This window comes from Streptomyces sp. NRRL F-5122 (genome assembly GCF_001507435.1).
GTDB lineage: Bacteria > Actinomycetota > Actinomycetes > Streptomycetales > Streptomycetaceae > Streptomyces > Streptomyces lannensis.
Map to the genome: position 1 here is coordinate 14,182 of NZ_LMWH01000251.1, position 16,728 is coordinate 30,909.

Consider the following 16,728-nt stretch of genomic DNA (forward strand, 5'->3'; position numbering starts at 1 on the left):
GGGGAGTGGCAGCCGTGCGGCAACAGCACAAGACCTTCCAGGCGATCGAGGTCGGCGACGGCGGCGACGGGCGGTGGGCCGCCTACGCCCTGGCCCTGTGGCAGGAGATGGAGGGCCTGCTGACCGCGGAGGGCAGGATCCGGAGGGCGCGGATCGTGTTCGGGCGCTGTTCCGTGCGCACATGCCGGAACTGGTCCCGGTTCTGGACCGCCTGGCCGGCCAACTCGACCGGCCCGAGGCGGAAGCCTTCCTCACCCACGCGGCACTGCGGCCGTTCTCCCCGTCCTGCACCCAGATCGGCCAGAACGGCACTCTGCTGCGCAACTATGACTTGCCGCCCGATCAGTGCGAGGGGACCATCGTCTCCTCCTGCTTCCTGCGTCCCGTGATCGGGATGCAGGACGTGCTGTGGGTCTTGCTGGACGGGATGAACGACGCCGGTCTCGCGGTCTCGCTAGGCGGACGTTCCGTCTACGGACCTGGCTTCGCCATTCTCATCGTGGTCCGCTACCTGCTGGAGACGTGTGACACCGTTGATGAGGCGGTCGGCAGACTGCGGTTCCTGCCGGTCGCCGTCCCACAGAACCTCACCCTTGTCGATCCCATGAAGGCGGTGACGGTGTTCGTGGGGCCGGATATGCCGCCGACGGTGGCGCCGGATGCCTGCGCCGCCAATCACCAGCACCTCCCGGTGACCGACGAGCAGGAGCGGGCCTTGCGGACGCAGGAGCGGCTGCGCGCCATTCGCGCCGCGGGTGCGGACGTGGCGGCGATGCTGAAGCCGCCGCTGTATCGATCCGTCGACGAGCAGGGGTCGAGAACGCTCTACACGGCCCGCTACCGGCCCGGCGAGGGCCGTGTGACGTACTACTGGCCCGGTGAGTCCTGGCAACAGTCCTTCGGTGACTTCGCACCCGGATCCCGCACCGTGACCTTGGGCCGGGCCAGCTGAGAGGCTTTCCGAACTCCTGCTCACCCTGTACGAAGATCTTGCAAGAACGTGATTTCAGTCGCCGCCGACAGGCCCTCCCTCGGCCGACCCTGCCACAGCCGCACGGTGGACCGGCAGGGGCTCGGCACCGCTCCACTGGTCGGACGAGCGTCCCGCTGATACACCCCGACAAGGCGCCTCTCGCCACGTGGTCACCAATCCACAGGTCTTGACAATTGCTCCGCCCCCCGCCGCCGGTCAGTGATGCCGAGGACGACATCCGCCGGCGTCTACGCGCACGGCTTCTCCGCCCCCGCACACCCTGAACCCTCTCCTCTCGGGCGAGCCGCACCCGCAGCCCCTGACGCAATCGGCTCGAGCCGAGGTCCGCTCCAATGTCCCTGGCGGGGCCGGGGCTTTCTTCGGCGGGCCGTCTATCCTGAAGCCGCAGCAGGACACGGGGGAAGGAGCAGTGATGGACTGGTTCTGGTGGGTCCTCATCATCTTCTGGACGGGCGGCTTCGCGTGGGTGGCCGACAACATTCGCACCGCGCTGCGCAACCGGCATGAGCGCAGGATGCAGTTGATGGAGGCGGCCCGGCAGGAACGCCTGGCCATCGAGGCGGCGCACCAGCCGCCGGAGCCGGTGTGCGGGTGCACGCACCATCTGGCCAAGCACGACAAGCAGGGCCGGTGCCACGAACGCGTCGAGGTGCCCACGGCGTGGGACGAGAACAAAAAGCCGCTGCGCTACGAGGCCGGACAGTGCAACTGCCAGCAGTACGTGGGTCCGCAGCCGCTGTCGCAGGTGTTCGCGGAGGAGTTGACCGACCGCGCCTGACCGGCCGGCCGCGGTGGACCGGGCTTCGGGGCGGACGGGGGAGTGCTCCGGCCGCCCCTGGAGCCCCCGGCCGGTCTTCCGGCACCTGGAGCGCCATGGCGTGCGGCATCGGTCCGAAGCCGGCAACCCACGTCTCGACGAGATAGATCACGCCCGCTTCATCGATGCCCAAGAATAACCGGCCGTGGTCCAGCTCGCCGAGGGGGTAAAGATGGCGTCCGATCGCTTCGCCCCACTCCGCGAATCGATCATCTTCGCCCCAGGTCAGCTCGGGGTCCAACTCGAACGGCGTGCGTGCACAGCTGATCCCCGGTCCGCTGACGTTCACAGTCAGACCACCGAACACTTGCGGGAAGGCTTCCGCAGCGTCGTGCATGGCGAGGCCGACTGCTTCGAACATGGATGGCCAGCGGGCCGTGTCTACCTTTCGTCCAGGAGTCCATCCCGAAGCCTCCAACACCTCATCTACCTCTGGCGACCAGCTACTCATCTGGGGCCCCGACTCCTCAGCCATGGGTGAGCAGTGATCATCTCAGCGGCCGACGTCACTGAACAGTGTGTGACCGCTTCACGGAAAGCGAGCCAGAACCCGAGCATTGACAGCACGGCCCGAGACGCTTGCAGGTCCGAGGGGCAGGTCTGAGAAGATCTTCCGGTGACCGGCACTGATGACGCCACCCGCCAGAGGCTTGTCCGTCGTGGCTTCGCTCTGGAGTACGCCACTCTCGGCTGGAATGTGATCGGCATCGTCGTGCTCGCCGTTGCCGCGACCGCGGCGAGGTCCGTGGCGTTGGCGGGATTCGGCTTGGACTCCCTGATCGAGATCGGTGCTTCTACCGTGGTGATCTGGGAGCTGTCCGGTACCGGCGAGGACCGCCGGCGTCGTGGCCTGAAGATGATCGGTGTCGGCTTCGCGCTCCTGGCGGTGTACCTGCTGGTGCAGTCCACTTGGGTGCTGGCCACCGGCTTTCGGCCCCACCACTCGCCGCTGGGCATCGGCTGGACTGCGGTGACGGCCGCGGTGATGTTCGCGCTCGCTGCCGGCAAGGCACGCACCGGTACCGCGCTGGACAACCCGGTGCTGAAGACCGAGGGCCGGGTTACCCTGGTCGATGGCCTGCTGGCGGCCGCCGTGCTACTCGGCCTCCTGCTGAATTCTCTGGCCGGACTGTGGTGGGCCGACGCGGCCGCCGGGTACGTGCTGGTCTACTACGCGCTGCGCGAGGTCATGGAAATCTTCGCCGGCGCGCACTGACGGCTCTGGAGCGGCGAGCAGCACGCCTCACGGTCAACGATGCGGTTCTCTGGGCGCCTGGCCTGGGGCGCGAAGAGGCGATGCAATCGGCGACCCCCGGTGTTGTCATCTCCCGTGAACATCGGACACGACGAGACGTGCCTGCCTGTCGAAGTGCTGAACATGTGTTGCTGACTGTTCTCGTGAACGGAGTCACCCCGGGGAGGCCTTGCGGGTCGAGGGGCCTGGGCGGTCGTGAGGAACTGAACTGGTCTCAGACCGTCGAGTGAGCGTGCCGCCGCCGTGTCACAGGGAGCCAGGCTGTCTCGTCTCGGGTGTAGTCACCGACGATTGCCGAGGAGCGTGTGATGGACGCACGAGTGAATTACTTCGCCAGCCCGGTTGCTGGTAAGGCTCTCAAACATCTGATGTCCGCGGGCAGGGCGCTCAAGGAGTCGCCGTTGCCGGCCGCGACGCAGGAGCTGGTGGCGTTGCGTGTCAGTCAGATCAACGGCTGCGCCGTCTGCATCGACATGCACACCAAGGAAGCCACGGTGGCCGGTGAGAGCGCGGTGCGGCTGCATCTGGTGGCGGCTTGGCGGGAGGCGACGGTTTTCACCGAGGCCGAACGGGCGGCTCTGGAACTGGCCGAGCAGGCGACCCGGGTCGCGGACGGGGCCGGCGGCGTCAGCGATGCGGTCTGGGCGCGTGCGGCCGCGCACTACGACGAGGAGCAGCTCGTCGCCCTGGCGGTCCTGGTCTCCTTCATGAACACTGCGAACCGGCTGAACATCATCGCCCGGCAGCCGGCCGGTGACTATGAGCCCGGACAGTTTCACTGAACCGCCGTCAGGCTCTGGCCGGCCCGAGAGGAGGTTGGGGCCGTGGCCGGGAGCCCGGGGGTGTTGCCCGGTTCCGCCGACGAACTGGGTGATCTTCGCAGACCGCCCCCGGCCGGCTCGAGGCCGGCCGGGGTGCAAGGACATGAAGGGGGCAGACAGTTGTGAGCAAGGTTGAGGAGTTCGAGGAGCTGCGGCCGCTGCTGTTCTCGATCGCCTACCGGATTCTGGGCAGTGTGGGCGAGGCGGAGGACGCGGTGCAGGAGAGCTGGCTCCGCTTCGATGCCTCGCCGACCCGGCCCACGTCCCTGAAGGCGTTCTTGTCCGCCACCGTGACCCGTATCGCGATCGACGTGCTGCGCTCCGCGCGGGTGCGGCGGGAGCAGTACGTCGGGCCGTGGTTTCCCGAGCCGCTGCTGAGCGATCCTTACGAGGATCCGGCACGCGCGGCCGAGCTGGCCGATTCGGTGTCGGTGGCGGCGCTGCTGCTCCTGGAACGGCTCAGCCCGCTGGAGCGGTCCGTGTTCGTACTGCGGGAGGTGTTCGCTTTCGGCTTCGACGAGATCGCGGCCGCGGTCGGGCGTTCGGAAGCGGCGTGCCGGCAGTTGCTGGTGCGGGGGCGGCGCCATATGAGGGACGGGCGGCCGCGGTTCGAGGCGGATCGCCAGGAGCGCCAAATGCTCGCGACGCGGTTCTTCGACGCCCTGCGCGAAGGTGACGTACACGGGTTGCAGGATCTCCTGGCCGCAGACGTGTCGATGGTCGGTGACGGCGGCGGCAAGGCCCCTCAGCTGGCGAAGGCCGTCAGCGGCGCCGACAAGGTGGCCCGGCTGCTCGCCTCCGTCTTCCCCCTGATGGCCCGGATCGACGTGACGTTCAGGCAGGCCGAGGTCAACGGCCAGCCCGGCGCGATCTTCCGCGACCGCGACGGCCGGGTGCTGCACACCCTGGCCCTGGAGGTGGCCGAGGGGCAGATCCAGACCATCCGCTCGGTGATCAACCCCGACAAGCTCCGCCACCTGGGGCCGGTCGCCGACGCCTTCGCCGTCGCCCGCGAGGTGAAGCAGGCCCGCCGGCACACGAACTGACCCGCCACCGGCCCGGACAGGCTCACCCCCGGCACCCCACGAGATCGGGCGGGGACGGCCGTTGCGACATGCGGCGAGGTCGAGGGGCCGGACCCAACAGTTCCAGGACAGTGATCATCGTCACCGGGCGGCACGCGCGTCCTCCGCCGCCGCGCGGAGGAGGATGGCGGCGGGCGGCGCGGCGCATTGCCGGGCCGGGACAACCCGCAGCGGGGAGGACAACAATGGGCAGCACTTTCGAGGACATTCCCACCACGGCCGTCGCGGACCTCGTGGGCCGCGAGCAGGTGATGGACATCGGTATCCGTCCCCTGTGGGGCGCACCGCACGTGACGGGGCCGGCGTATCCGGTGCGGTGCGAGCCGGGCGACAACCTGATGGTGCACGCGGCGATCTACCGTGCCGAGCCCGGCTCGGTGATCGTGGTGGAGTCCGGCGACCTGGACTATGCGCTGGCCGGAGGCAACGTGTGCGCTATTGCCCAGCGGCGGGGTGTCGCCGCTGTCGTGGCCGACGGCCTCATCCGCGACCTGGGCGAAGTACGCGAGGCCGGCTTCCCGGTGTTCGCGCGCGGTGTCATCCCGATCCCCGGCGCGAAACGCAAGCTCGGTAGTCTGGGTGAACCGGCCCGCGCGGGCGGGGTGCTGGTGCGCCTGGGCGACATCGTGATCGCCGACGAGGAGGGGGTCGTGGTGGTGCCCGCCGCCCGCGCGCAGGAGGTCTTGGCGGCGGCGCGTACACGGCTGGCGCGGGAGGCCGAGCAGTCCCTCGACGAGTGGGAGCAGGAGCACCGGGCCCGCGTCGACAAGGCGCTGGGCGAGGTCGGGTTCACCGGCTGAGCCAGGAGCGCGCCCGGCGCGCGAGCGCGCGCCGGCGGCGGCCCCGGCACGGCAGTTGAAGGGCCAGCAGGGAAGTCCGCGGCCTCGAACGGCCCAGCACTCACTCACCGCGACGGGGCGGCACCGCCGGCCGGCTCCGACCGGTTCGGGCCTTCGCCACCACGGCGGTGCTCCACACGGCAGGCGTCACCGTCCTGGCCGCAGAATTCGGGCCGCTGCGTGAGGCGGTGTTCTGCGACGGTGAGATCACGGCCGGCATCGACGCCAACTTCACGGTCTTACGGCGATTCCTGCAGCGGCCAGACCTCGACCACGCCATGGGCAACGGCGCAGGGGGTCTTGGAGGCGAGTTCGACGGCCTCCTCGATGGTGGCGGCTTCGATGATCCCGAACCCGGCCACCGGGAGGGTGGAGGACAAGAAGGAGCCGGGCTCCACGGTCATGCCGGCGCCGTCGTGGTTGCGTACCTGTACCGGTGTGCCGGCGATGCCCAGAACGGTCCCGGCCTCAAGCAGGCGGGCGTCATGCGCATGTGCCTTGTTGCGTACCGCTGCGTCGGTGCGGTCGTAGCCGTCCTCGTCCCCGTATCCGATGGTCACGAATTTCGCCACAACAGGTCCCTCCATTCGTTCGTAGGCAATGCTCACCAGTACCGACTCTCGGCCGTGCCCGAACTCATCGTTGTGCCGGAGGATCAATACATCACCGACAAGCTGAACGTCACTCGCGCAAGTGCACCCGCCCTGGCTGACGCGGTGGAGCATGATCACCGGCGTTGACCGCGTGCCTGCGGCAGGCCCACAATCTGCGGGCCTGCGAGGGCCGTCGGCGAACACAGTGGGCCCCTATGCGTGGAGATCACGATCACCGCGAGATCATTGCTGCGATCGCGCGGAATCCTGCGGCGCCGGCCGAGGTCTTGGTCAGGCTGCTGTGCGAGGAGGCCAAAGCGGCCTGGAACGTGATCGCTTGGCGTGCTCTGCCGGACGAGGTGATCGACGCCGTCGTCGCGCATCCCGACCGCAGGATGCGGTCGGCGTTCGCCGAGAACGCCATGGTGAGGGGGGAGCAACGCGCCCGGCTCGTGGACGATCCTGATCCACGTGTCCGCCAGGCTCTGGCCGACGGGCCCGGCTGGTTCCGCATCCCGGCGCAGCCGTTGCCACCGCCACTACCGGCACTTCCGCTGGACCTGCCCGCCGACTGAGGCAGTTCCACCGGCTGGCACAGCACCGCCCACGCTGCCTGGGAGTGCAGAACCGAGTCCTTCCCCTCTCCAAGCTTCAGACCGATCCCAAGGGGGAGATGCTCGTTTTCGGCGAAGAGAACCAGGGAGGATTCTCCTGGTCGTTGCTGTGGACGCTTGACGGCGCCGAGGCCGATCCGACCGTCTGGTTCCGCGAGTACGACGAACCTGCGATCGCCGAGCAGGAACCCCTCAACGGTTTCCTCATCCAGTTCTCGCTCTACGAGGCCTCCATGGGCGCCGACTACCGGGCAGTGTCCCACTCGCTCACCGGCGAGCAGGTCGACCGGCTCGCCGAGGAACTCCTCCCCGTGCCCTTGCTCCCGTTCTGGCCTGGGGCCCCCACGCGCTTCTAGGTGGCTCCCGGACTCGTCCTGCATGTCTCCGACGAAGGAGGTGACAACGGATTCAGCGCCTGGGCCGGAGCCAGCCACCGCAGTGCTCTCGCCCCCTTGGCCGACGTCCCGGTCGAGTGGGACAGATTCGACGGCTGACATCGCGAGCCGCGTCGTCGGCTTCGCCGCCAGACACCGGTAGAGGGCTGTGAGCGAGGCTTGACGACCCACGTCAAGCCTCGCTCACAGCCCTCTACCCGGCTCTGTCTCCTGGGCCTCAAGAAGTTCGTCACCGTGCTCGATCGCCCAGCGTCCGAGCGCCATCATCGGGCCCTCGACCAGGCTCTGCCCCGAGCTGGTCAGGGCATAGTCGATACGCGGCGGCGCCTCGGCATGTGCGTGCCGCTCGACCAGTGTGGCCGCGAGCAGACGGTGCAAGGAGTCGCTCAAAACCTTGTCGCTGATGCCGCCGATCGCGGCCCGCAGGTCCCGGCGTCGGCGCGGTCCCATGCGAAGCGCCGCCAGTACAACGGGATCCCAGGTATGGGCGAAGAGATCGGTGGCCGCGCGCAAACGGCAATCGGCGACCAGCTCATAGCAGTGGGCGTCGTGATCAGTCATATCGCAGCCCATCATCGCGCGTCGGCCACGCACCGAATGGTGCGTAACGCCTTCCCTACCGTAGCCACCCGACCGACCACTGTTGGAGAGGAACAGGCAGATGCGTATCGGAATCCTGGGAACAGGGACACTGGCTGCAGCTCTGGGTGAGGGCTGGGCACGTGCGCGACATGAGGTGGCGATCGGCGGACGGTCGCAGGTCAAAGCGGAGAAGCTCGCCGAGCGGCTGGGCGACGGGGTGCTCGCTGTCACGCCACGTGAGGCGGCCACCGGGTGCGATGCGGTGCTGCTCGCCGTGTCCTGGGACGGCGTCGAGGACATGCTGGAATCAGTGGGTGCGTCTGACGGCGTGTTCGAAGGGATGCCGTTGATCGATCCCACGAACGCCGTCAGCCATGGCGTCGGCGCTCTGCTCACCGAGCGCGGCGAGTCGATGGCCGAGCGGATCACCGGGCTGGCTCCGGGAGCCAGGGTCGCGAAGGCGTTTCATCTCTTCCCCGCCGGCCAGTGGACGAGCGCGCCCGGTGGTGGTGCGTCCCGTGTGACGGTGGTGATGTGCGGCAATGATGCGACGGCACTGCACGTCGTCGGCGAACTGGTCCGTGACGTCGGCGGAGTCCCGGCGACCTTGGGGGCGCTGGATCGCGCGCGCCAGATGGAGGAGGTGGCGGGTTTCGTCATCGGTTTGGCCTTCGCAGGCTTCGACCCCAGATCCGCCCTCCCCCACATCCCCTCGAACAGCAGGTGAGCCAGCTCACAGAGGGAGCTGTATCTCTCACACGCCCGGTGGTCCACCACGGACAGGGTCTGTGAAAACGGCTTGATGACTCATGTCATCCGATCCCGCTGCCACATTGCCGGGAACGGCCCTCCCGAGCGGTCGGCAGACCGATCTTTGGCGCGTAGGCCGGTAGAGGGGGACCGTGGAGTCCGTTGCGAAGGCGCACGTGCGGGCCTGACCACGGCGTTGACAGTCGACGCGGGGTCAGTCGTCGGTAACGTCAACGGCTTCTCCCGCGGGCCCGCTGGCCTGGGGGACACGGTCGTCGGGGCCGAGGGGAAGGCCGGCCCAGGACACGACCCGCCAGCCGCTGTCCGGGGCGCCGGACAGGATGACGATTCCGGTGTTGCGCAGTTCGTGGGTGGAGGCGAATTCGACGTCGATGTTCTCCGCCCGGGCCGCTGCCCACATGCGGATGACGGCGCCGTGACTGACCATGGCCACGGTGTGTGCCGCGGTCGCGGCGGCCTCGGCGACGACCGTGTCGAAACGCTTCAGGGCCTCCACACCACTTTCCCCGCCCGGCATCCGGCGTTCGGTGTCGCCCGCGGACCAGGCGAAGGCAGTGGTGAGGTAGGTCTCGACGGCTTGGTGGTCGCCGCGCATCTCCAGATCACCGGCCGCCAGCTCGCGAATACCGTCGCGCACCTGCACCTGGAGCCCTCGGTGGGCTGCCAGAGGCGCAGCGGTGAGCTGGGTGCGCACCAGCGTGGACGCATACAGGGCGCCGATGTCCTCGGCCGCCAGCGCCGCGGGCAGTGCGGCCGCCTGTTCCTCGCCCAGGGGGGTCAGTGCGGGCCCCGGCACGGCGGTGTCCAGGAGGTGCTTGACGTTGGAAGGGGTCTGGCCATGGCGGATGAGGAGCAAACGCATGCGGGGGCCTGTCTCCCGGGGTAGCTGGGTGCGGTCCCCTCACTGTGCCATTGCTCAGGCCCGCCCCTTTCGGCGGGGTCCGCGCACCCACCCCGCAGCCTCGCGTTCGCACGGCCGTCGGCCCGACGCCACCGACGGGGGGTGCTCGATGACCGGGGTTGTCAGGTGTCTAAGGTCGCGACCATGACGAGGACCACCCCGACGCGCCCTCTCGATGTCGAGGCGCTCTTCCCGGAACTGGCGTCCTTCCGAGGGACGACAACTCGGCTTCATCCGCGGCCGGGCAGACCCGATCCGTCGGATAGTTCCGTGGGCGGTCCTATGCTGTGGCCGGCGGACGAGCCATGGCCGGTGTGCGGCGAGGCTCACGGCCGTGGGCGTGGGCGACACCCGTCCGACATCCGCCGCTACCGGCAGATTTTGGCTTCCGCATGGGCCCGCGAAGAGGCCCCCGGCCCTACCGACGAGGAACGGGAGCTCCTGAGCGAGTTGCACCGGGAACACCGGATCCCCGGGATATCTGAGACGGACCCGCTGCCTCTGATCGGCCTCGTGCAGCTGTACTGGCGGGACGCTCCCGACCTCCCGGCGGGGCCGGGCGGCTGCGATCTGCTCCAGGTGTTCTGGTGCCCCTTCAACGCGCACGGCCCGGGCCGGTACGGCCTGGAGCTGCACTCGCGCTGGCGCCGGTCGTGGGAGGTCGGCGAAGTGCTGACCGCGCCGCCGCAGCCGCTGGTGGTCGGGGCCGACGGCTTCGTGCCCGAGCCTTGTGTACTGCACCCGGAGCAGGTGGTTACCTACCCGTTTGCCGACCTTCTGCCCGAGGAGCTGTGCGCTCGGATCGACGCCTGGGAGGAGGCCGAGCAGCCGGCGGACCGGAGCACGGTACTGCCGCTCGCCTACCAGTACGACCTGTCCATTCCGCCGGGCTGGCGGGTGGGGGGCTTCGCCTCATGGCACGCGACCGACCCGTACCCGATGGACTGCCTGACGTGCAGGACACCCATGCACCTGCTGCCGACCATCGACAGCTCAGAGTGGGACAACGGCAGCGGCAGCTGGAGCCCCCTGGAGGAGGACCAGGCCGAGCCCGCACACCGGTCCGCCACCCCTACCGAGGTCACCGTGGGCCGCTTGGGTGCGCTCAACGTCTTCGCCTGCCCCGACAATCCTGAGCATCCGCACCGCTGGAGCATCCAATAGCTTGCGCCCAAGTGCCGACGCTTCCCGTAAACATCTAACACGCCGCGGATTCCGTGCCGTCCCAAGGCACTCCATAGCTGCTGTCGAAACCGGTGAACACAGCCACAGGAATCCTGTTCGACCCGGAAAGCCCACTGACGGAAAAGCGGATGGCTGCTCAGGGCGCCGAGTCCTTCACCTCTGGGCTGAGGGCGTAGGCGCGCGTCGGGGTGGTGCTGGAGGTCGGACGGTCCGAGGAGGTGGGCTTGCCGGACGCGTCCAGTCCGATCGCTGTCTTGAAGGTGCTGACCTGGGCGCACGTGGCGTTGTCGTTGCCAAGCTTCACATTGGCGCCGTCGAGGGTGGCCTGGGTGTCGACGGGTGCCGGGGCGGTCTTGCTGCCGGGGAAGCTGGTGCCGCTGGGCCAGTCGGTACCGATGACCAGGACGATCCCGGTGCCGGATTGCTGCTTGAGTACCGATACCGGCAGGCCGAGCGCCTCGGCAACGGCCTTGGCCTGCCGTATGTGGCCGGCCGGGTAGGCCAGCGACGTGGCAGTGGCTGGGGTTCCGTTGACAGCGGCGGTCCGCTCGCTGAAGCCCCGGCGCAGGAGTTCTTGAGCGATCGTGTTGGCTCGGCCGCGGACGATCGTGCCGTTCTGCACCTGTACGGCGATGGCAGAGGTCGCTACGGCCGTGGCGGCGGGAGCGATGGACGGCGACGCCGGGCTGGCTGCGGCCGTGAGCGACTGATCGTTCGCGATGCTCTTGAACATGTTGTTCGCGCCCGGATTGGTGACCAGTGTCTGCCAGACTCCGTTCACCTTGAGGTCGTGCGTCTGCATGGTGGCGAAGGTGACGCGGTTGGCGGGGACCTTGTTGAGGTCGCCGGCCAGGCCGACGAGCTTGGTGGGGGAGTTCAGCGAGCTGTCGACAGTCAGCGACTGGGTGGCGGCGTTGGCGATGGCCCACATTCTGGTGGGGCTGCTCAACGTGCCCTTGGTCTTGAGCTGGTTGAGCAGGGAGCTGAGGAAGATGTGCTGCGCGGCGGTTCGTCCGCGGCTGTCGCTGGAGTCCCCGAAGCCGTGCCGGGTACGCACGAACTCCAGCGCGGCCTGGCCCTCCAGCACGTGCGGGCCCTCCTTCAACTTCAGGTGGCTGTAGGGGTCGTATATGTCGTGGTCGACGCAGATCGGGACCCCGCCCACCGCGCGGGACATAGTCACCACTCCGGAGAAGTCGACCATCATGAAGTGGTCGATGGGGATCCCGGTAAGTTCGTGCACGGCGACGACACTGCAGCCCGGCCCGCCCTCCAGCGCCGAGTTGATCATCTGGCTGGACTGGGGGCCCATGCTGGGGTGGTGCGCTGCGTGGCAACCGTTCCAGCTGCTGCGCAGGTCGCGGGGGATGCTCATCACGGTGGCGTTCGACCGGTCGGCCGATATGTGCACAACCATCTCCACGTCGGCCCGGGCGCCGCCGGCTGTCCCGCAGGCGCCGCCGAGCTTGCAATCCGAGGCGGTCGCGCGGGCATCCGAACCGATGACGAGGATGTTGATCGGGCTGCGTCCGAACGCGTCCGGTGTCTCGTGTCCCGCGCCGTCCTTGCCGTTGGCGGACAGCTCGTCGGACTTGATACCGCTGGTCAGCTTCCAATACGCGTACGCCGCCGTGCCGATACCGAGCAACAGCACGAAGCCCATCGCCAGCCCGACGACATTCAGGACCCGCCTTCTCCCCGACTTCCTCCTGGCCTGGCGCAGGGCCGTCCGGCCGCCGGCAACCGGCGGCGCTGACTCCGCCCCCTCCGCCCTGCTCCGAGGGGCTCCGCGCCTGCGCGATCCACTGGAGGACTTCGTCATGGGCACTTCCTCGCACGTCGGGCCGATGAATCATGGAACGATCGAGGAGTACGACATTCCGAACCCGTGATGGGTTGCCCCAGCGACCCTTCAGGTCGCCGGGTTCCTGCTCCGGCGCAACGCTCGATGAAAAGGCACGCAGCGACGCTGCGGGCCAGCCTCCACTGGCCCGACCGTGCTCCTACTTGCGGCGCCACATGTGCCTGCCCACGGACGGCACGATGAGAAGCGACAGAACGAGCGCCCACAGGGTCGTTGCCGCATCGTAGGACCAGTGCACCAGGGCCGGCATGCATGGACGGATACCCGGCCTGCGGCCCGGCAGCCCCGCCCCGCACAGGACAACGGGCAGTCCCGGTGAAGGTGAGTCGCCCGCCGGACCGTGCCGTCCCCTCCCGCACGCGCCGGTGGTGCCTGCTTCGGCGACTGGAGGATCAGCGTGACCAGTAACGAAGCGGCGGCGGAGGCGAAGAGGCCGGCGGCCCCTGGGACGCGATGGAGGAGCGGGCCCGGGCCCGCTCAGGCCTCACACCCCAACGCCTCACGGCGGGGTGAGAGACAAGCCCTGCGTGCGCAGCCTGATGTGATGCGACGTCAGGCCAATTTCGTGTCACGCCCAGAGGGGTGCAAGCAGTGCCTAGCCGGCCATCAGGTCGTTCTCCACGGCGGGAGCCAGCCGGGAGAGCCAGTGCCGCGTCTGGGCCGGTTCCAGGATCCGGTCGAGCCGGAGGGTCGGTGTCATGTGCTCGAACACTCGACCCGCGCCCATGCCGAAATTGCCGTTCGGTGGGTGCAGGACGAGGACGCGGGTGCCGTCGAGAGGTTTGATGTCGGCAGGCACGCCTTCCGGGCTGATGTAGGTCCCCTCGCCGTCGAAGAGGCGGAAGCAGCGGATCGCCGGGTCGTCGGGGCCGAGGTAGGGGTTGCCGCTGGTCGCGGCCTCGACCCAGGACCGCGCTGGGCGATCCCCGGCGACCAGGCCTTGTTGGGGGTCCCCGACGAGCCGATCGGCCAGGAGGATGTGCAACTGGCCGTTGTCCCCGATTCCGCTCATCGTGAGGGCGTATCCCCGGTTTGTGCGAGGGTCGATGACGATCAGCGGCTCGTCGTCAAGGACGGCGGCCAGCGCGCCGACCCAAGCAGCCGGCTGGGACCGGTGTGCGACCGCGGCGGCACGTTCGCGCAACTCGGCTTTGACGTCGCTGGAGAGGGCCGCACGGAAACCTTCGTCCGCCATGACGGTGATCAGGGCTTTGAGCCAGTCCTCCATGTCGAACCAGGACATGGCGATACGCGTCATCGTGACCTTGTCGACGCCCCGGCGCCACCGGGCCGCTCTGGTCAGCGTCCGCACCAGCTGAGGGCTGCTGGCACTCACCGGTTCGGGCAGCGGCCGCCCGCGGGCTGCTTTGGCCCAGAGTTCCGGCACCACCTCGTTGAGCATCATGGCTTCCGAGGCACGCTGCGGCAGCACGTCGACGAGAGCGGTGGGGGACGCACCCCACTCGACGCAGGCGCCCGCCAGAACCGCGGTCATGGCGAAGTCCCCGCCCAGACCCGGGAGCAATGGGGCGAGGGCTTCCACGGTGGCCGTCAGGCTCTCCGGGCCCCCGGCCTGAGCGGTGTCGGCAAGCCGCTGCATTCCGGTTCGGTAAGCGGGAGCGGAGCCGGACTTCATGAGTGCGACGAGTTCGTCGACCAGGCGGGGTATCTGCGAGGGCACGTGGGGACGTTAGCAGGGGTGACGGTCCGCCCAGAGCCGCTGTATCTGGAACAGCCATGTGGCAGACGAGGTGAGGCCGAACCAGCGTCTGCAGTGACATCCAACGCAGACAGCTGCCGCTGGCCGGTGACCGGCCGGGCACGACAGGCGCGTCAGGTGTGCAGCCACCGTACTTGAAGAGCGTTCTGTCCTGCCAGGTGTTTGGTAGTCGCGGCAGGTCACACGGTTAATGGGCGTGTCAGGATGCGCTCGTGGAGTGCGTTGTGTGTGGGCAAGCGATGCGGCGATGGCCAGTGTCGGCGACCGAGTGGACGCCTTCGGCTTCTTGGGCAGGACCCTTTGCGGCATTCGGGAAGCCGACATGTCACCATCCGACACCTTGTGGATGCCGGAACGGGACAACGCCTGCAGTGCCTGCCGTGAAGCGGCGGTGGCCATCGACGAACGCCGGCCGCTGGCCATGAGGGGCGAGGACGCGCGGGTCAGCGTGGCTCGAGGGCCAGGTGCCCGATAGCAGTGTCCGAGTTCTCTGACGTGGACTGGCGGCTGTGAGTCCTCCAATTCGGAGTCGACTCCCGGCTGAGCCTGCGACTCATGCCGCTGGACGGAGATGACGCACGCCTGCGTGGGACAATCGATTCCAGCGCGGACCGGGAGGAGGTCTCATGGAACCGGGCTCGGCTGCGGAAGAACCGAACGCGGTGACAGCGTGTGATCTTGTGGTCGGTTACATCGATGCCCTCAACGCGGTTGGTATGGCCATGAGAGCGGCGATCACCCCGCTTGAACGGCTGGGGGACATGCTCACCTTGGCCCGTTCGCACCGGATCATCGGCCGGAGCGGAGAGGTCGGTCCCTACTCCTACCAGGTCCACGGAGTCGGCTGCCTCTTCATCTGCGACAACGGTACCGAGATCGACGTGGACTTCACGGCCGACGGTAGGGAGATCTTCGATTTCTGGCGACTGCGCCGCTATGGGCAGAGCCTGCCTGAGCCTCATGTCGTAACGGAGCAGGACCTGCGGTCCGCAGTGGAGTCGCTGAAGCCCCCGCTGATCGAGGTGCGGCCAGGATGGTTCAGCACGGCTTCAGCATGAGAGCGGCGCGTCGGCTGACAGTTGGTGAAGGCTCCCCCTGGGGAGCGCACGGCTGAGACAAGCGGTATCAGCGTGAGGTGAAATGTCCGCAGCCGTGCGCACCGGGACCCCGGGGGTACAGGGCGGGCTCGGCGCCCGCCCAGTACCGCGGTGCGCACACCGGCCCGGCTGCGCCGGTTCAGTCGAGGGCGGCGATGATGCGCGATTGGGCTTCGTCGAGTTCCGTGGTCGGCACGTCGCTGTTCGCGCGGCGGAAGTCGAAGTCCTCCAGTCCCCAGGCGGGGAAGACGTGCAGGTGGCAGTGGGGGACTTCGAAGCCGGCCACCACCAGACCGGCCCGCGGGGCGTCGAAGGCGCGCCGCTGGGCGGCACCGATCTGGGCCCCGACGGTCATGAGATGGCCCATCAGGTCGGGCTCGAGCGTGGTCCAGTCGTCGACTTCGTCCCGCGGGACCACGAGGGTGTGCCCCATGGTCAGCGGCGCGATGGTCAGGAAGGCGACCGCCCGGTCGTCGGTCCACACGAACCGGCCGGGCAGCTCACCGTTGATGATCTTGGTGAAGAGCGTGGGCATGAGGCCATTGTGGCGGTCGCCGGATACCGGCGACCGCCGGGCCGGCGGGCCCCGGCGACACGTCGCGGACCTGGCACGTCCCGTGCCTTGACGACGGGCTACGTGGTCGCCCGTCATGACATCCTGACGGGCGGTCAGCCGCCCGCTTTCGCCGAATGCTCTCCACCACGGCCTGACGGCGATCCTCTATCACCTTCACTGGCTCGGCAGTTGAGCGAGGTCGTTGCGCTTCGGGCAACCGCTTTCACCACGCGTTCGGTTGACCGTGACATGCGTGCAACTGGCCGTTGCGGAGTGGGAGTTCATCGCGCCGTGCCTGGTGTGTGGTCGACGGCGGACGGAGTGGGAGACGTAGTGGGTTGAAGGGAGGTGAGCAATCAGCCGTTGAGCGTGTCTGCGAGAAGCAGGATGCCCCCCGTGGAGAATCCCGCTCGCCACAGCATCAGGAAGTACGGGAGGGCCATGGTGATGAATCTCTGAGCGGATTGACGGCCGCGTGGGTCAGGTCCGGTCGGCTTCGGGGGTGGGCCGTCCCGACGCAGTCTGCGGTGCAGGGCCACGCCGAACCCGAGCGCGGCCACCCCGAGCAGAAGGAACGGAAGATCTAAGGAAAGGGGCGGCGCCCCCACGATTTCGCAGTGCCCGTTCTGCCACACCGTT

General features: G+C 68.5%; 18 protein-coding genes and 1 pseudogene. 12 read left to right on the top strand and 7 right to left on the bottom strand.

Annotation, left to right across the window (positions count from 1 at the left end; genetic code table 11):
• The first annotated feature begins 181 nt into the window (after positions 1 to 181).
• The gene (locus ADL25_RS31235) at positions 182 to 952 is read left to right on the top strand and encodes a C45 family peptidase (RefSeq protein ID WP_234381107.1); all 771 of its coding nucleotides are present in this window, start codon (positions 182 to 184) and stop codon (positions 950 to 952) included.
• Between the two features lie 454 nt (positions 953 to 1,406).
• Positions 1,407 to 1,772 (top strand): hypothetical protein, encoded by a 366-nt coding sequence (locus ADL25_RS31240; protein WP_059131241.1) that lies wholly within the window; start codon positions 1,407 to 1,409, stop codon positions 1,770 to 1,772.
• A 130-nt stretch (positions 1,773 to 1,902) separates the two neighbouring features.
• Here the strand turns inward: ADL25_RS31240 and ADL25_RS52295 are convergent.
• Positions 1,903 to 2,286, bottom strand: a pseudogene (locus ADL25_RS52295) (SUKH-3 domain-containing protein); the annotation flags it as partial.
• 141 nt (positions 2,287 to 2,427) lie between these two features.
• Here ADL25_RS52295 and ADL25_RS31245 point away from each other — a divergent pair.
• The 4 genes from ADL25_RS31245 (at position 2,428) to ADL25_RS31260 (ending at position 5,772) form a co-directional block, all read left to right on the top strand.
• Positions 2,428 to 3,027, top strand: coding sequence for a cation transporter (locus ADL25_RS31245; protein WP_059131242.1), 600 nt, complete (start codon positions 2,428 to 2,430; stop codon positions 3,025 to 3,027).
• A gap of 347 nt (positions 3,028 to 3,374) precedes the next feature.
• Entirely contained in the window at positions 3,375 to 3,848 is a 474-nt protein-coding gene (locus ADL25_RS31250; RefSeq protein WP_059131243.1) for a carboxymuconolactone decarboxylase family protein, read from the top strand.
• Between the two features lie 161 nt (positions 3,849 to 4,009).
• Positions 4,010 to 4,933: an RNA polymerase sigma-70 factor gene (locus tag ADL25_RS31255; protein ID WP_059131244.1), complete on the top strand. Its 924-nt coding sequence runs from the start codon at positions 4,010 to 4,012 to the stop codon at positions 4,931 to 4,933.
• Positions 4,934 to 5,157: 224 nt separating this feature from the next.
• Positions 5,158 to 5,772 carry an RraA family protein gene (locus ADL25_RS31260; protein ID WP_059131245.1) on the top strand — a complete coding sequence of 205 codons (615 nt, stop codon included), beginning with the start codon at positions 5,158 to 5,160 and terminating at the stop codon, positions 5,770 to 5,772.
• 278 nt (positions 5,773 to 6,050) lie between these two features.
• On the opposite strand, the gene ADL25_RS31265 is transcribed toward ADL25_RS31260, so the two are convergent.
• Positions 6,051 to 6,383: a YciI family protein gene (locus tag ADL25_RS31265; RefSeq protein ID WP_059131246.1), complete on the bottom strand. Its 333-nt coding sequence runs from the start codon at positions 6,381 to 6,383 to the stop codon at positions 6,051 to 6,053.
• Positions 6,384 to 6,619: 236 nt separating this feature from the next.
• Between ADL25_RS31265 and ADL25_RS31270 the strand changes: the two genes are divergently transcribed.
• The 3 genes from ADL25_RS31270 to ADL25_RS49255 are packed head-to-tail and all read left to right on the top strand — an operon-like array spanning position 6,620 to position 7,512.
• Positions 6,620 to 6,979, top strand: a complete 360-nt coding sequence (locus ADL25_RS31270; protein WP_059131247.1) for a hypothetical protein — start codon at positions 6,620 to 6,622, stop codon at positions 6,977 to 6,979.
• Positions 6,980 to 7,023: 44 nt separating this feature from the next.
• Positions 7,024 to 7,374 carry a hypothetical protein gene (locus ADL25_RS31275; RefSeq protein ID WP_147318091.1) on the top strand — a complete coding sequence of 117 codons (351 nt, stop codon included), beginning with the start codon at positions 7,024 to 7,026 and terminating at the stop codon, positions 7,372 to 7,374.
• Positions 7,375 to 7,512, top strand: coding sequence for a hypothetical protein (locus ADL25_RS49255; protein WP_159045045.1), 138 nt, complete (start codon positions 7,375 to 7,377; stop codon positions 7,510 to 7,512). It abuts the gene before it with no gap.
• A gap of 84 nt (positions 7,513 to 7,596) precedes the next feature.
• Here ADL25_RS49255 and ADL25_RS31280 read toward each other — a convergent pair whose 3' ends face one another.
• Positions 7,597 to 7,974 carry a winged helix-turn-helix transcriptional regulator gene (locus tag ADL25_RS31280; protein ID WP_181923280.1) on the bottom strand — a complete coding sequence of 126 codons (378 nt, stop codon included), beginning with the start codon at positions 7,972 to 7,974 and terminating at the stop codon, positions 7,597 to 7,599.
• A gap of 100 nt (positions 7,975 to 8,074) precedes the next feature.
• On the opposite strand from ADL25_RS31280, the gene ADL25_RS31285 reads away from it, so the two are divergent.
• Complete coding sequence (locus ADL25_RS31285) at positions 8,075 to 8,722, top strand: NADPH-dependent F420 reductase (protein WP_059131250.1); 648 nt, start codon at positions 8,075 to 8,077, stop codon at positions 8,720 to 8,722.
• 237 nt (positions 8,723 to 8,959) lie between these two features.
• On the opposite strand, the gene ADL25_RS31290 is transcribed toward ADL25_RS31285, so the two are convergent.
• On the bottom strand, positions 8,960 to 9,628 hold the full coding sequence (locus ADL25_RS31290) for a histidine phosphatase family protein (protein WP_059131251.1): 669 nt from the start codon (positions 9,626 to 9,628) through the stop codon (positions 8,960 to 8,962).
• A gap of 183 nt (positions 9,629 to 9,811) precedes the next feature.
• Here ADL25_RS31290 and ADL25_RS31295 point away from each other — a divergent pair, with 183 nt between their 5' ends.
• Positions 9,812 to 10,831, top strand: a complete 1,020-nt coding sequence (locus tag ADL25_RS31295; protein ID WP_059131274.1) for a hypothetical protein — start codon at positions 9,812 to 9,814, stop codon at positions 10,829 to 10,831.
• 157 nt (positions 10,832 to 10,988) lie between these two features.
• Here ADL25_RS31295 and ADL25_RS31300 read toward each other — a convergent pair whose 3' ends face one another.
• The gene (locus ADL25_RS31300; RefSeq protein WP_063805779.1) at positions 10,989 to 12,674 is read right to left on the bottom strand and encodes an LCP family protein; all 1,686 of its coding nucleotides are present in this window, start codon (positions 12,672 to 12,674) and stop codon (positions 10,989 to 10,991) included.
• Positions 12,675 to 13,311: 637 nt separating this feature from the next.
• Positions 13,312 to 14,397, bottom strand: a complete 1,086-nt coding sequence (locus ADL25_RS31305; protein ID WP_059131252.1) for a hypothetical protein — start codon at positions 14,395 to 14,397, stop codon at positions 13,312 to 13,314.
• 665 nt (positions 14,398 to 15,062) lie between these two features.
• Between ADL25_RS31305 and ADL25_RS31310 the strand changes: the two genes are divergently transcribed.
• Positions 15,063 to 15,494, top strand: coding sequence for a DUF6896 domain-containing protein (locus ADL25_RS31310; protein ID WP_059131253.1), 432 nt, complete (start codon positions 15,063 to 15,065; stop codon positions 15,492 to 15,494).
• Between the two features lie 178 nt (positions 15,495 to 15,672).
• Here the strand turns inward: ADL25_RS31310 and ADL25_RS31315 are convergent, their stop codons facing one another.
• Complete coding sequence (locus ADL25_RS31315) at positions 15,673 to 16,068, bottom strand: HIT family protein (RefSeq protein WP_059131254.1); 396 nt, start codon at positions 16,066 to 16,068, stop codon at positions 15,673 to 15,675.
• Positions 16,069 to 16,728 lie beyond the last annotated feature (660 nt).

Excerpts from the sequence above, each read along its gene's own strand:
- ADL25_RS31315 (WP_059131254.1), bottom strand. The coding sequence starts at position 16,068 with ATGCCCACGCTCTTCACCAAGATCATCAACGGTGAGCTGCCCGGCCGG.
- ADL25_RS31250 (WP_059131243.1), top strand. The coding sequence starts at position 3,375 with ATGGACGCACGAGTGAATTACTTCGCCAGCCCGGTTGCTGGTAAGGCT.
- ADL25_RS31260 (WP_059131245.1), top strand. The coding sequence starts at position 5,158 with ATGGGCAGCACTTTCGAGGACATTCCCACCACGGCCGTCGCGGACCTC.
- ADL25_RS31240 (WP_059131241.1), top strand. The coding sequence starts at position 1,407 with ATGGACTGGTTCTGGTGGGTCCTCATCATCTTCTGGACGGGCGGCTTC.
- ADL25_RS31300 (WP_063805779.1), bottom strand. The coding sequence starts at position 12,674 with ATGACGAAGTCCTCCAGTGGATCGCGCAGGCGCGGAGCCCCTCGGAGC.
- ADL25_RS31295 (WP_059131274.1), top strand. The coding sequence starts at position 9,812 with ATGACGAGGACCACCCCGACGCGCCCTCTCGATGTCGAGGCGCTCTTC.
- ADL25_RS31290 (WP_059131251.1), bottom strand. The coding sequence starts at position 9,628 with ATGCGTTTGCTCCTCATCCGCCATGGCCAGACCCCTTCCAACGTCAAG.
- ADL25_RS31235 (WP_234381107.1), top strand. The coding sequence starts at position 182 with ATGCCGGAACTGGTCCCGGTTCTGGACCGCCTGGCCGGCCAACTCGAC.
- ADL25_RS31285 (WP_059131250.1), top strand. The coding sequence starts at position 8,075 with ATGCGTATCGGAATCCTGGGAACAGGGACACTGGCTGCAGCTCTGGGT.
- ADL25_RS31280 (WP_181923280.1), bottom strand. The coding sequence starts at position 7,974 with ATGACTGATCACGACGCCCACTGCTATGAGCTGGTCGCCGATTGCCGT.
- ADL25_RS31270 (WP_059131247.1), top strand. The coding sequence starts at position 6,620 with ATGCGTGGAGATCACGATCACCGCGAGATCATTGCTGCGATCGCGCGG.
- ADL25_RS31310 (WP_059131253.1), top strand. The coding sequence starts at position 15,063 with ATGGAACCGGGCTCGGCTGCGGAAGAACCGAACGCGGTGACAGCGTGT.